Below are 13,129 nucleotides of genomic sequence, written 5' to 3'. Positions count from 1 at the left end.
TTGCTTACGATTCGGCCGCAAGTTTGGCTTCGGAAAATTGCCGATAAATTTTCTGTCTTAGTTGATAATCATGAGATTCATGTTCTTCGAGCTTCACTGGGATAAACTCCGGTACCTGCTGATATTGAAAACAGGCGACATGATGGTCTGCATTGATCTCGATATCACAACGCGGATGCTCCTGCTCGCAGCGAATACCAGCAAATTTGCAGCGAGAACGGAAATAACACCCTTGAGGAAGATTCTTTGGATTAGGCAGTTCACCTTCTAAGGTTTTTAGCTGCTTAAACCCAGGCACAGGATGAGGAATCGATGATAACAACGCTTGCGTATAAGGATGCTTCGGACGATTAAACACCTGTTCTGTTGTACCAATTTCTACGATTTGTCCCAAATACATCACAATGACACGATCGGCCATATGTTCAATGACGGATAAATCGTGCGAAATCAAAATCATAGTGAGACCAAACTTGGCCTTCAGATCATTCATTAAATTAATGACCTGAGCTTGAACAGACACATCCAATGCTGAAACAGGCTCATCCCCCACAATTAACGTTGGCTTAGTGGCTAAGGCGCGTGCAATAGCGATCCGCTGGCGCTGACCCCCACTGAATTCTTGCGGATAACTATTGGCGTGAAACGTTGATAATCCGACCAATTCGAGCAAATCAAATACCGCTTGCTCTAATGCTTTACCATGCAATGATTGATGTAACTTAAGTGGCTCAGACAGCGTTTTGTACACCGTCATACGCGGGTTTAATGACGCAAACGGATCTTGGAAAATCATTTGCAGCTCTTTGCGCAAACTCCGCATCTCTTTGCTTTTAAGTGCCCGCAGGCTCTCACCTTTATACAAAACATCGCCAGCACTTGGTTCATGTAACCTGAGTAGCATTCGCCCCAACGTCGATTTACCACAACCCGATTCACCGACAATCGCTAAGGTTTCCCCTTCATACACGTCGAAACTCACACCATTCACTGCATGAACCGTCGTACCATCAGAACTAGGAAAGTGTTTCTCTAACTTTTTGGCGGTTAAAATAGATTTAGCAGGCATGAGTTGCCTCCAATGAGCGAGCGTATTCATCTTCAACCGAAAAATGGCTTTCTAGTGGGGTAAACCAACAGTGGCTTTGATGACCATTTTGATGATCATGCTGGGGTGGCTTTTTCTGGCACTGCTCGTTAGCAAACGGGCAACGCGTATTGAACCGACAACCTTGCGGCATGTTCGTGACAGGAGGTACCATGCCAGATATCGTTTCCAACTCGGCTTTCTTTTCACCAATACGAGGAATGGAATTGAGTAAACCGATAAGATAAGGATGCTGCGGATCGCGAAAAACCTCTTCTACCGGGCCACTTTCGACCACATGGCCGCCATACATCACGACAACATCATCGGCCACTTCGGCCACAACGCCTAAGTCATGCGTAATAAAGAGAATCGACGCATCATGCTCTTGCTGCAACTCTTTGACGAGTTTAAGAATTTGCGCTTGAACGGTCACATCTAGTGCGGTGGTAGGCTCATCGGCAATCAACAATTTAGGGTCATTAATGAGTGCCATCGCGATCATAACGCGTTGACGCATTCCTCCCGATAACTGAAACGGGTATTCATCCAGACGTCCAGCACCAGAAATTTGTACTTTTTCTAGCGTACTGAGCACCTTTGCTTCGATCTCTTGCTCAGAAAGTTCGGCATGATGAGTGCGAACCGCTTCGGATAATTGCTCACCGATCGTATGAACAGGGTTAAGGGATGTCATTGGTTCTTGAAACACCATCGCAATTTGATTGCCACGTAATGTTTCCATCTGCTCATCACTGTATTCCAGCAGGTTTTGCTGCTGAAACATGATTCTGCCTTGTGCCGACAACCCTTTATTTTTGGCTTTCACTAAAGGATGTTGTAGCCCCATGATCGTCAATGATGTCACGCTTTTACCGCATCCACTTTCACCAACGAGGCACGTCACCTTCCCTTTTCGTAAGGAAAAGCTCACTCCATCTAAAATATGTGCCTGTCCCTGATGTGTTTGCACACTCAAGTACAGGTCTTGAACATCAAGTAGCGGCTCCTGATCCATGTCGCCTCCTGTAACAATTCCATTGTTATGTGTTAACAAAACAAAAATATCGATATTTTTTAAAATGGTCAACATTTAAATTAATATGTATAAAATTATATTTTTGCGATACTATCCGCTACTTACAATAAGAAAAAGCTATAGGTGACCGATAATGAGTGAGGAAAATACAACACTAACTACCTCAGAAATGATCTATCAAGCCCTCAAAAAAGACATCATTAATGGGATATATCCCAGCGGGGAAAAAATTAAGCTTGAGTCGATCAAAGAACGTTATAACGTGAGCTATAGCCCTTTGCGTGAAGCCTTATCACGCTTAGCAGAAAGCCAATTATTGATTAACTCAGGCCAGCGAGGATTTCGTGTTCCTGAAATGTCTCAAGCTGACTTTGAAGACATCACAAACACGCGAATTAAACTCGAATGCATGGCGTTAGAGATGGCAATTGAGAAAGGTGATTTAAAGTGGGAAAGTGAGATCGTTGCTGCTTATCATTTGCTCTCACAACAAGAAAAAAGAGTCCATGAACAAGGTGATATTTCACCACAAAGCCGCGATGATCTGGATAAAGCCCATGAAGATTTTCATCAAGCCCTGCTCTCTGGTTCGCAATCTAACTGGTTGTTATTTTTTGTGAAAAGCCTTAATGCACAATTTGACCGATATCGCCGCTACAGTGCGACCTTTCAATTTAGTGCCAATACCAGCGTAGAGTATCACCGCCGTCTAAAAGAACTGGTTATCGAACGTAACAAAGAAGAAGCAATGACCGTATTGGCAGAACATATTCGTCATTCCGCCAAAGCGATTGTCGCTTAACCATCATCATGAAAAGAACGTTTAAGGAAAAACACTGACAATGAAAAACTGGATCGATCTGTTCCTCGCCTTTTTCCGGATTGGCATATTCGGATTTGGTGGAGGCCCTACTATGATTCCATTAGTACACGCCGAAGTCGTGAATCGCTATAAGTGGATGGACGACGATGAATTTTCGAACGTGCTGGCAATTGGTAACACCTTACCCGGCCCAATCGCGACTAAAATGGCCGGCTACATCGGTTATAAGGTGGGTGGATATGTGGGCATGTTATTGGCGGTGATCTCCGTTATGGTTCCTCTCGTGATTGTGATGATTGCTGGCCTATCATTACTGAATCAATACCGCGATAAACCTTGGGTGGCAGGCATGGCTCATGGCGTCGTCCCTGTTGTAACGTGGATGCTAACCAAACTGACCTGGGATTTTTTCAAAAAAGGCTACAAAGCGATCGGTATCATCGCTACCTGCATTATGTGTGTAGTAGCCTTTGTCCTCATTGATTTACTTCATATCCACCCAGGACTCGTGATTGCAGCCATCCTATTGGCGGCATTATTCAAACCATCCCCGAGATTAAAACCTTCAGAAACGGAATCATAACCCATGCTTTATCTTGATATTTTTCTCGCCTTTTTTATTCCCAATATTGTGGGTTATGGCGGCGGACCGGCGATAATTCCACTCATTGAAGATCAAGTGGTGGGCCATTATCACTGGATGACAACCGGACAATTTTCTGAAGTGTTAGCATTGGGCAATGCCCTACCAAGCCCAATAGCGACGAAGATGTCTGGTTACATCGGCTACCAAATTGCCGGTGCTCCGGGCGCTGCCATCGCGCTGATTGCAACGGTCGCCCCAACGTTGATCATTATGATTGTCGCTCTCAGTGTCCTGTACAAATTTCGTAATTCACCCAAAGTGAAAGCCATGAGCCAATGGGTACTGCCAGTTGTCACGGTTCTGATGGCCGCCCTTACCTATAAACTGTTTGCCCAAGCCTTCACTGAATTTCCGATCCACTTTGTGATTCTATTTGTTGCATCAGCATTTGCGCTTAACCGCTTTAAAATACACCCAACATTGGTTATTGCTTTTAGCCTAGCCTATGGCGCTATCTTGATGTAACGATAAAAGCCGCAATGTAGCAATGGATTGCGGCTATTTACCTATCTCCTTATTTAACGCCAAATTAAGCCCGCCACTAACCTCTCACATTTTCAATAAAAGCAGTTATGTAGCAACAAGCAATATTTCCGGAATATTGGGCAATCTCCTGTTTGGGTTGACTCTTATAATTGCATTCTCATTGGCACAATCAGCTTCACTCTCGTCACTGCTCGATAAGGATGCCCTTTTGAACAATCAAACAACCCCTTTTTCTTTTATCAGTGCTGCATTGTCGTTAATGGCTACGTACTTTACGGCAGCCACTGCTATTCCGTTATATGGTGTGTATCAAACCGAAGACCACATTAGTTACTTAGGTTTATCCCTTAGTTCTGTGGTGTATTTTCTAGGGGCAGTGATTGCGCTGGTATTACTTGGACGTTTGTCCAATTTTTTAGGGAGAAAAGTTGTATCGATCACCGCACTGCTACTCGCTGCTTTATCGCTTATTTTCTTCATTAACTTACATTCAACTTACCAACTTATTGGCGGTCGTTTACTACAAGGGCTATCTTGTGGCCTAGCAACAACTGCATTAGCAGCATGGGTCGCCGACCATGCTAAATCAGTACCTAGCTGGGTTGCACCAGCGGTAATCAGTTGTGGGCCAATGACTGGGCTCACCTTCGGTGGATTAGGATCGGGAGTGATATTTGATGCTGGTGTCCTCCCACGTCAATTACCTTTTCTTATCGCGTTTATCATTCTAGTCGTGTGTTTATTAATGAGCATTCGAGCCCAAGAAACAATGCACAAACGGCCAGGTGCGATTTCCTCTCTTAAACCAAACTTTAGATTACCCCAAACAGCACGACAGGCATTTCCTATTGCAGCGTGTACCTTTATTTGCACTTGGGCGCTTGGCGGTTTCTTTCAAGCTTTCGGTCCTGCTATGGCGCGAGAGCAACTGCATTCCAATAGCGCAATTGCCGCTGCATGTGTGTTTGCAGCTATCATGGCACCCAGCTCAATTGGGGCCTCTATTGCCAGTAAGATGTCAGCCTCTAAAGCGCAACGGTATGGCATGTTGCTATTTACGCTTTGCGTTATTGCCATTTTGTTTTCACTACACCAAGGGTCGTTACTACCATTTTTAATTGCCAGTGTGCTGGCAGGTATTACACAAGGGTTAGTCTTATCTGGCAGTATCCAGACCATGATTCAAGGATTATTAGCGGAAGAACGGGCAAATGTACTCTCGGTAATTTACACCACTTCATACATAGGTGCTGCTGTTCCTACTTACATCGCGGGACGCTTCTCGCAACACTATCATTTATTACAAGTAGCATGTGGATATGGGGTTCTTGCTTTATTTGGTTCAATCACCGTACTGATCACATGGTACCGTACCAAAAAACCAAAGACGCAAGTAATGACCTAATATAATAATGCCTTTGCTCTTTTGAATTTTTAAAATATGGAATTTTAGGCAAACAATGCCGAGTATCAGGCAAACTAAATAATAAGCTACCGTGGCATAATTTCTCTCTCGTTGAGATCATGAACATGATGATGTTCACTCAGTGAGTTCATTTAAATAATCAGCAGAGTGGAGATATTCTCGATGGAATATACAACATTAAATAACAACCTTAAAATGCCGATGGCTGGATTTGGCGTTTTTCAAGTCACCGATAAAGAAGAGTGCAAACAATCGGTTCTGAGTGCGATTCGTGCTGGATACCGTCTTATCGATACTGCTGCTGTTTATGGAAATGAAGACGCGGTTGGCGATGCCGTACGCGAAGCGATTGCCGAAGGAGTTTGCACCCGTGACGAGTTATTTATCACCTCAAAACTGTGGGTGCAAGATATGGCCAATTACGATATGGCCAAAGCAGGGATTGAATCATCCCTTCAAAAAGCAGGCTTGGACTACTTTGATTTATATCTACTTCACCAAGCAATGGGAGATTACTTTAGTGCATGGCGTGCACTTGAAGACGCGTATGAGGAAGGCAAATTAAAGTCTATTGGTGTCTCAAATTTCTACGCTCATGTACTCGCTAATTTCTGTGAAACCGTAAAAGTCACACCTATGGTCAATCAGGTGGAACTACACCCATATTTTGCTCAACCTGAAGCAGTTGAAACGATGAAATATTATAACGTTCAACCTGAAGCATGGGCACCGTTGGGGGGCGGACGTCATCAGCCATTTGAAGATAAAATGTTGCTCAGCATTGCTGCACAACATGGTAAGAGTGTTGCTCAAGTTATCTTACGCTGGAATATGCAACGAGGCGTAACAGTGATTCCGAAATCTACGCACAATGAACGCATCAAACAGAATTTTGATATTTGGGATTTCGAATTATCAAGCGCCGAAATGGAACAAATTAATACGTTAGATTTGGGTTATGTGGGAGAAGCCGTAAAACACTTTAATCCGCAATTTGTTCGTGGTTGTTTAGGCGTAAAAATTCACGATTAGAGAAATAAATTAACAAGGACAGGCACCAACTCTTATCGTGCCTGTCCCCGTAACTACCTTCCCGAAAATAATTGCAACCAAAGGCCACTATATTGCCTTTCTACACATAACAGGTATCCACTGCTGATGTTCAAAGGATTGAACTTTATCCAGGCCATGACGGCCTGTTTTTTATGTTTGCATTGGGTAACAAGACAACAATAGAAAAATAAAAAACTTGTCGAACATAACAAGGACAGGCAACCATATTTTAGCCAATATGAATTTGATACTATCTTCATAAAAGCTGGTTTTCTAAGTGGAGTACATATGAACGATTCGCAGCAAACTAAAAATGCCACTCAGCGCTTAGCAAGTCTCATTCAAAAGTGGACAGAGAATACTAATCAGTTTGATACGGGTATTAAAGGTTTACGATTAAGTCACTGGACGTCACCGACACCGCCGACTAGCTATACCCATAAAGCGTCAATTTGCTTGATCGCTAATGGCAAGAAACGTGTGATCTTGGGAGAAGATACGTTTATTTATGATACTAACCATTTTTTGATCTCTTCTGTGGATTTACCCGTCATTGCCAATATTATCGAAGCGTCTGAAGAATCGCCTTACTTAGGCATCATCATGGAGTTAGACCTGCCAGAAATATCGGCGTTGATTACTGAAAGTCAACTCAGCTTTTCCAAACATCAAAAGGCCGAAAAAGGCATCGCTATTGGTGAACTTTCAGATTCCCTACTTGATGCTTTCGTTAGGCTCTTATCACTATTAGATGAAGAAGAAAATATCGCTATTCTAGCTCCAATAATTAAACGTGAAATTTTTTATCGACTGCTTTCCTCAGAACAAGGCAGTCGTCTCAACCAAATAGTGACATTCGGCAGCCATAGCCATCAAATATCCAAAGCTATCAATTGGTTGAAAAAGAATTTTGTCCAACCTCTCAGTGTCAGCGAATTAGCATCCAATTGTGGAATGAGTAAATCAGCTTTTTACACCCACTTTCGCTCGATGACATCGATGACGCCACTCCAGTTCCAAAAGACATTACGCCTTAGTGAAGCAAGACGTTTAATGTTGACGGAAAATCTGGATGCCATGTCCACCACATTTAAAGTTGGCTATGAAAGTCCATCACAGTTTAGCCGTGAATATAGCCGTCAATTTGGTGCGCCACCAGCAAAAGACATCAAAGCATTACGCGCTGAAGATACGTTGTAATAGCGGGGGAATGGATAGATAAAAACGCGACATAAGATATCAATGTCCCTCAATAATGAACCCCAATAGATAAGCCCTCGCTGATCTATTGTTATATCTGGTTACATAACTCATCTTTGCCTAAATTAATTAGGCAAAGATATCGGACGATCAGGATAACGCTGTTTACCTTCCCCACCTTAGATTAGTTAATGTAGCTAAACCTTGTTCCCCTCATTGAATATGGGTGAACATTGATTTAGCACTTCACTGCTATTTTCACGAATAAGGGAAAACGATGAGACATTTAACTAAGGGACGATGGGCGACCAGTTTATTAACAGTGCCTGTCCTCATTATCACAACGCTTACAATCAATAATGCTGTAGCCTCACAGCAAGTGTACCGTGGTGTGAATCAAGCTGAGTTTGATGGGTCTACCCAATACTTTTCCGGTAAAGTGCATGTCAAAATGGCCTTTCCGAGTAACGATATCGCTCACTATTCTGGTGCTTACGTTACCTTTGCCAAAGGAGCGCGCACAGCTTGGCATTCCCATCCAGCAGGTCAACATATGATTGTAACAGCGGGTACCGCAATAACGGTGACTCGAGATGGTACAGTGCTGACATTTCATCCTGGAGAAGCAGTTTGGTGTCCACCGGGGATCGACCATTGGCACGGAGCCACAACAAAAGACCCTATGACGCACTTTGTAGTGACCGCAGCTAATGCGCAAGGCAAAAATGTTGTTTGGAAAGAACAGGTCGCAGATGACGATTATGCCAAAGCGAACCGGTTGAGTTTAGAGCAATAATTGAAAACAGTGCCCATAGAATAGCCTCATATAAACGAGGCTATTGATACCGATTCTATTAATTAGGCAATCGGTACATCCAATTGCTGCTTACCCGCCTGTAGAATCGTCATAACATCGACTGAGTGTTGCAGTAATCCATAACATTGCTCATATTGGCGAGCCGCAAACATCTGCTCGAACGCTCTAAACTCATACACCATATGGTTATCCACATCATGAAGATTGCATACTACTTTTTCACCGCCAATGTGGAGTTCAAGTGAAGGAACAATATTAGGAGTACCGCGGATCACTAAATATCCTTCTTCCCCCTGAACAGTAAAATGCCCATCACTTGCCGAATCTTTTGCGCCGGCGCATACAGCAATGAAGTCTGGATACGTTAATAACATTACACCTGATGTATCGACACCATTAAATCCACGGTTAAAACTGTACTGGACATTTTCTGGTTTACCGAAAAGATAACAAGCAAGGTGAATGTTATAGATATTGATATCGTAAAGCGCACCACCAGAGCAAGCAGGATCAAAAGCTGGGTGAACAATTTCCTGAAGATAATTGGCGTAACGGCTTGATAGCTGAGAATAATTCCCTTGCACCAATTTAACCTGCCCTATCTTGGGTAAATAGTCTTTGAATAAAGCCACATTAGGGGAATGAATGTTAGTGACCGCTTCAAATAGAAACAATGACCTTTGTTTGGCAAGTTCATTGAGTGTCACTAACTCTTCTACTGTGTTAGTAAACGGCTTTTCACAAATAACATGCTTATTGGCCTCTAGTGCTGCAAGTGCATATTCAAAATGCATGTTATTGGGAATACCAATGTAAACAAACTCAATATCCTCATCGTTGAGCATTTCCTGATAATCACTATAGAGTTTTGAGATGCCATACTGTGCACACAGTGCTTGTCCTTTCTCAAGACTGGTCTCTCGCACAAATAATGCACAGCAATCAATGTCTTCGATGTGCTCTAACGCATCCAAACACATCTTAACGATGTTTCCCGCCCCTATGATGCCTAACCGCATACACTTACCTTTACTTATAAAAACGTATAAACAGGTGCTAATATCCGTAAAATCACGTATAAGATCAAGTTAAAATCACTTATTAATACTTATAAAATTGAAATAACGTGCATAATCACTTATAAACAATTATGATCCCAGTTAAACGAACATATAAAATTGATCTCATGACCCAAGAAGAACGCCTAATAGAATTGGAATCTTATCTGAGAGAACACGGTAAAGTGACTTTAGAGTTTATCTGTGAACGCTTTGATATTTCTTACGACTCAGCCAGAAGAGACTTAGTAAAGCTTGGCACAATACCAGGAATCCTGCGCATTCGTGGCGGAGCGATACTTAACGAATCGCAAATTCACCGATCATTCTCGCAAAGAAATGAACCCAACCCGACAAAACAAAAGTTAGCGGTACTAGCGGCCTCATTAATTAAACCCAGTGATACGGTTTTTTTGGATGCAGGAACGACCAATATGTTATTGGCTCAACAGCTTGAAACAGAGTCAACCATCATCACTAACTCGCTGGAAAGCGTGAATGCCTTGATGGGTAAAAAACAGATTCGCAAATGTGTGTTAGGCGGAGAATTCGATGAATTTTCTCACACAATATTAGGTAATACGACGGTTGAACAAATTGGTAAGTATCGGGCAAACCTTGCGTTCATTGGAGTCAGTGCTCTTTCTGACGCGGGTATTACGGCTGATAATGAAAATGATGCAACTTTAAAGCGAGCGATGGCTGAGCAATCGGCAAAAGTGATCCTCGTTGCAACGTCGAATAAGTTTAATACCCAACTGCCTTACCAATCATGCCGTTGGCAAGATATCGACTGCTTAATCACTGCGGATAAGCCGCCAAAGAATATCCTAGAGAAGTTAGAACAGTATGGCGTTGAGTTGATATTATTAAACGAAAATAAATAGCAGCATAGACTAGGCTATTCCAATTCTACTTATGCTCTAATTTTACCCAACTAGAGTTGGGATAAAGATACATTGCTGACCCACCTCTTTTGGCATTTTAGGTAAACCGATTCGCCAGAAACAACAAAGCCCGCAATAAGCGGGCTTTGTTTTAGAATTTTGGTGCGTCCAAGTGGACTCGAACCACCGACCCCCGCCATGTCAAGGCGATACTCTAACCAACTGAGCTATGGACGCACTGTGTAGTGTTCCAAACCAATGGTGCGTCCGAGTGGACTCGAACCACCGACCCCCGCCATGTCAAGGCGATACTCTAACCAGCTGAGCTACGGACGCACTGTTTGGGAACGAGAAGGATATTAACGAGTGTTCATCACGGGTGCAAGTCTATTTTTTTACTTTTTGATTCAATTGGCTTTTATGACACCATTTTGCTGTTTTTTTATGCGAATCATTATTTTAGTACTACGTTTTATTTTTTGCGTACTCAATGTGTAATGGTAATGCGAAAGCGAGCTTTCTATCACTTTTTGTGAATCAGATTCAAAAATAGATTTACTCATCCCCCTAAAAAGGTAATATAGAACTGTACAAACAATAACCATAATATCAATTAACTTGGCTAGCTGCATGGATGCGAAACTTTTTGATAGTTCCCATAATATAAGGTCCTCTGTCCTCTCAGGAATAAGTGTTTCACTCTCGGTTATTTCCGTTTTTCTGGCTGTGTTTTGCATTTTTTATGTGCACGCCTACCTGATGGCAAGTTTGGAGATCCTATTCTCCCTGTACGCCTTTTACATTCATCATCGTGCAAAAAAACGCCATCATACACAGATGGACGTTCATTGTTTTACTTATCTCTTACTGCTTTTGTTTATTGTCAGTAACTTGTTTCTCCCTCCCGAAAATCATGGCTTTATTTGGACCTTGGTATGCCCCCTGTTGATGTATTCTTTAGTGGGTCTTAAGCGCGGTTTTATCTCTTCACTGCTACTGTTTATTACTCAGATCAGCATCGTTTACTATCGAACTGTTGATTTAGCTGCGTTCAATACCATTAACTTAATGGTCAACTTAGTCTCCAGTTATCTAGTGATCTGGCTCATTTCACACACCTACGAGTTTCATCGTCATGAAGTAGAAAGCACTTTGTCCAACCTTGCATCAAGAGATGCGTTGACCAGTGCTCACAATCGATTAGCGTTAACCACCGCATTTGAATATTTTCAAACCCATCGAGATAAAGAAGAGTTGAGTTTTCTGATTGTCGATATCGACTTTTTTAAGGCAGTTAACGATCAATATGGGCACGATATTGGTGATAAGGTATTGATAGAAACCAGTCAATTAATGATGCAAATCGTTGGCGACGATAACCTTTACCGCATTGGCGGTGAAGAGTTTTGTATTACGCTGTTTAATCGCTCGTTAGATGAAGCGCATCTGATCGGCGAAAGAATTCGCAAGCTCATTGCAGCCAACCCTTTTATTTATGATGATCACCATATTCATTTAACGCTGAGTGTAGGAATTTGTGAATACAAAGAAGGGAATCGCATTGAAGACTTACTTCGCATGGCAGATCACGAGCTCTACCGCGCGAAGAAAAGTGGTCGAAATCAAGTTAGGCTATGCCCAACCGCAGAGCAATCCGTTGATGACAATGAGCAAAAGGTTCCAGTTACCGCAACAAGTCATTTATAAAGAGGATGAGCGTTGTCGATAAATCAGTAATCTGATTGTTCAGGGTGATCATTTTCTTCAAAAACAACGTTATAGTTTTCAGTATAAGTACAGTGAGGCTGACGACTGCAAGTGAAGAAACGTCGCCCTTTAAACTCTCCTTGGGTGGCAATTTTCAGCACCATAGGTGCTCCGCAACGCTTACAAAAGCGCACTTCTTTATCAGGCTCAATCAAATCAATATGAGCGGCGAGAAGCCGACGAAGTCTCCCTACTTGATAACTGAGCTTAATATTGGCGCCAATTAGCGGTAGGCCCGCAGATTTACAGACTTGAATAATTAATTTTTGGCGCTCAATTTTGCCTTTATCCAGTTCTCGTCCGTTATCTAATTCGATGATCACGCGAGGTTCTAGTGTGCGAGAATCACACACTACATAATCAAAATAGCTTTTAGCAATCTGATTATTGGCAATAAACCACTGTTTCTTATTCTTCGTTTTATGTGGAATGATAACGGATGTCATCGACACTTTAGCCAGAACAACACCATGCTGCCCCACCGCTTCCACCAATGCATTAAAAAATGCCCCTTCAGACATGTTTAATAACGAGCCTTTCTTACGATATTGATACTGAGAAGGTTGCTCTTGCTTCAATACATACTTTTGTGTGATATAGAAAAAGACAACTAAGATAACGACCACTATGAAAATGTTAATCATAGTAAGCAAAGCTCCTTAAATAATGGCGTTCATTAGCGTTAAGTATACAAAACGTACTTGGCTCACCATGATGATGGCTTCTAATAGGCGCCGAAAATCGAATAACATCTTGAATGTAATTGGGATAGCGGTGGTTAATCAAGAAAAACTTTACACATTCTCCCAAGTATCTTGACTCAATAACAAAACGGAGCCA

At 42.3% G+C, this 13,129-nt stretch carries 13 protein-coding genes and 2 tRNA genes; 9 read left to right on the top strand and 6 right to left on the bottom strand.

The features are described from left to right. Positions 1-4: 4 nt before the first annotated feature. On the bottom strand, positions 5-1,069 hold the full coding sequence (locus I1A42_RS06510) for an ABC transporter ATP-binding protein (protein WP_196122962.1): 1,065 nt from the start codon (positions 1,067-1,069) through the stop codon (positions 5-7). Further along, the gene (locus tag I1A42_RS06505; RefSeq protein ID WP_196122961.1) at positions 1,059-2,105 is read right to left on the bottom strand and encodes an ABC transporter ATP-binding protein; all 1,047 of its coding nucleotides are present in this window, start codon (positions 2,103-2,105) and stop codon (positions 1,059-1,061) included. The genes I1A42_RS06510 and I1A42_RS06505 overlap by 11 nt, the downstream gene beginning before the upstream one ends. 154 nt (positions 2,106-2,259) lie before the next feature. Here I1A42_RS06505 and I1A42_RS06500 point away from each other — a divergent pair, with 154 nt between their 5' ends. The 7 genes from I1A42_RS06500 (at position 2,260) to I1A42_RS06470 (ending at position 8,556) form a co-directional block, all read left to right on the top strand. Continuing rightward, positions 2,260-2,928, top strand: a complete 669-nt coding sequence (locus I1A42_RS06500) for a GntR family transcriptional regulator (RefSeq protein ID WP_161156064.1) — start codon at positions 2,260-2,262, stop codon at positions 2,926-2,928. Between the two features lie 40 nt (positions 2,929-2,968). Further along, a complete protein-coding gene (locus tag I1A42_RS06495; RefSeq protein ID WP_196122960.1) occupies positions 2,969-3,532 on the top strand; it encodes a chromate transporter in 564 nt (187 codons plus the stop codon). Between the two features lie 3 nt (positions 3,533-3,535). Continuing rightward, positions 3,536-4,060, top strand: a complete 525-nt coding sequence (locus I1A42_RS06490; protein ID WP_161156068.1) for a chromate transporter — start codon at positions 3,536-3,538, stop codon at positions 4,058-4,060. 229 nt (positions 4,061-4,289) lie between these two features. Further along, complete coding sequence (locus I1A42_RS06485; protein WP_230389345.1) at positions 4,290-5,486, top strand: MFS transporter; 1,197 nt, start codon at positions 4,290-4,292, stop codon at positions 5,484-5,486. Between the two features lie 183 nt (positions 5,487-5,669). Continuing rightward, positions 5,670-6,539 carry an aldo/keto reductase gene (locus I1A42_RS06480; protein WP_161156070.1) on the top strand — a complete coding sequence of 290 codons (870 nt, stop codon included), beginning with the start codon at positions 5,670-5,672 and terminating at the stop codon, positions 6,537-6,539. Between the two features lie 309 nt (positions 6,540-6,848). Continuing rightward, the gene (locus tag I1A42_RS06475; protein ID WP_161156072.1) at positions 6,849-7,760 is read left to right on the top strand and encodes an AraC family transcriptional regulator; all 912 of its coding nucleotides are present in this window, start codon (positions 6,849-6,851) and stop codon (positions 7,758-7,760) included. Between the two features lie 277 nt (positions 7,761-8,037). Further along, positions 8,038-8,556, top strand: a complete 519-nt coding sequence (locus I1A42_RS06470; RefSeq protein ID WP_196122959.1) for a cupin domain-containing protein — start codon at positions 8,038-8,040, stop codon at positions 8,554-8,556. Between the two features lie 62 nt (positions 8,557-8,618). Here I1A42_RS06470 and I1A42_RS06465 read toward each other — a convergent pair whose 3' ends face one another. Next, the gene (locus I1A42_RS06465; protein WP_196122958.1) at positions 8,619-9,596 is read right to left on the bottom strand and encodes a Gfo/Idh/MocA family protein; all 978 of its coding nucleotides are present in this window, start codon (positions 9,594-9,596) and stop codon (positions 8,619-8,621) included. A gap of 167 nt (positions 9,597-9,763) precedes the next feature. On the opposite strand from I1A42_RS06465, the gene I1A42_RS06460 reads away from it, so the two are divergent. Then, on the top strand, positions 9,764-10,522 hold the full coding sequence (locus tag I1A42_RS06460) for a DeoR/GlpR family DNA-binding transcription regulator (RefSeq protein ID WP_196122957.1): 759 nt from the start codon (positions 9,764-9,766) through the stop codon (positions 10,520-10,522). A gap of 160 nt (positions 10,523-10,682) precedes the next feature. Here the strand turns inward: I1A42_RS06460 and I1A42_RS06455 are convergent. Further along, positions 10,683-10,759: transfer RNA gene (locus tag I1A42_RS06455), tRNA-Val, on the bottom strand. A gap of 22 nt (positions 10,760-10,781) precedes the next feature. After that, positions 10,782-10,858, bottom strand: a tRNA-Val gene (locus I1A42_RS06450). 294 nt (positions 10,859-11,152) lie between these two features. Between I1A42_RS06450 and I1A42_RS06445 the strand changes: the two genes are divergently transcribed. Next, a complete protein-coding gene (locus tag I1A42_RS06445) occupies positions 11,153-12,229 on the top strand; it encodes a GGDEF domain-containing protein (RefSeq protein ID WP_329604805.1) in 1,077 nt (358 codons plus the stop codon). Positions 12,230-12,252: 23 nt separating this feature from the next. On the opposite strand, the gene I1A42_RS06440 is transcribed toward I1A42_RS06445, so the two are convergent. After that, complete coding sequence (locus I1A42_RS06440) at positions 12,253-12,933, bottom strand: DUF2726 domain-containing protein (protein ID WP_196122955.1); 681 nt, start codon at positions 12,931-12,933, stop codon at positions 12,253-12,255. Positions 12,934-13,129 lie beyond the last annotated feature (196 nt).

It is taken from the genome of Vibrio nitrifigilis (assembly GCF_015686695.1).
GTDB lineage: Bacteria > Pseudomonadota > Gammaproteobacteria > Enterobacterales > Vibrionaceae > Vibrio > Vibrio nitrifigilis.
Note: the sequence above shows the minus strand (reverse complement) of the source record. Positions and strands in the feature narration are given on the sequence as shown.

Bases quoted from the DNA above. Each gene is read 5' to 3' on its own strand.
- I1A42_RS06510 (WP_196122962.1), bottom strand. From the start codon at position 1,069: ATGCCTGCTAAATCTATTTTAACCGCCAAAAAGTTAGAGAAACACTTT.
- I1A42_RS06505 (WP_196122961.1), bottom strand. From the start codon at position 2,105: ATGGATCAGGAGCCGCTACTTGATGTTCAAGACCTGTACTTGAGTGTG.
- I1A42_RS06500 (WP_161156064.1), top strand. From the start codon at position 2,260: ATGAGTGAGGAAAATACAACACTAACTACCTCAGAAATGATCTATCAA.
- I1A42_RS06495 (WP_196122960.1), top strand. From the start codon at position 2,969: ATGAAAAACTGGATCGATCTGTTCCTCGCCTTTTTCCGGATTGGCATA.
- I1A42_RS06490 (WP_161156068.1), top strand. From the start codon at position 3,536: ATGCTTTATCTTGATATTTTTCTCGCCTTTTTTATTCCCAATATTGTG.
- I1A42_RS06480 (WP_161156070.1), top strand. From the start codon at position 5,670: ATGGAATATACAACATTAAATAACAACCTTAAAATGCCGATGGCTGGA.
- I1A42_RS06475 (WP_161156072.1), top strand. From the start codon at position 6,849: ATGAACGATTCGCAGCAAACTAAAAATGCCACTCAGCGCTTAGCAAGT.
- I1A42_RS06470 (WP_196122959.1), top strand. From the start codon at position 8,038: ATGAGACATTTAACTAAGGGACGATGGGCGACCAGTTTATTAACAGTG.
- I1A42_RS06465 (WP_196122958.1), bottom strand. From the start codon at position 9,596: ATGCGGTTAGGCATCATAGGGGCGGGAAACATCGTTAAGATGTGTTTG.
- I1A42_RS06460 (WP_196122957.1), top strand. From the start codon at position 9,764: ATGACCCAAGAAGAACGCCTAATAGAATTGGAATCTTATCTGAGAGAA.
- I1A42_RS06445 (WP_329604805.1), top strand. From the start codon at position 11,153: ATGGATGCGAAACTTTTTGATAGTTCCCATAATATAAGGTCCTCTGTC.
- I1A42_RS06440 (WP_196122955.1), bottom strand. From the start codon at position 12,933: ATGATTAACATTTTCATAGTGGTCGTTATCTTAGTTGTCTTTTTCTAT.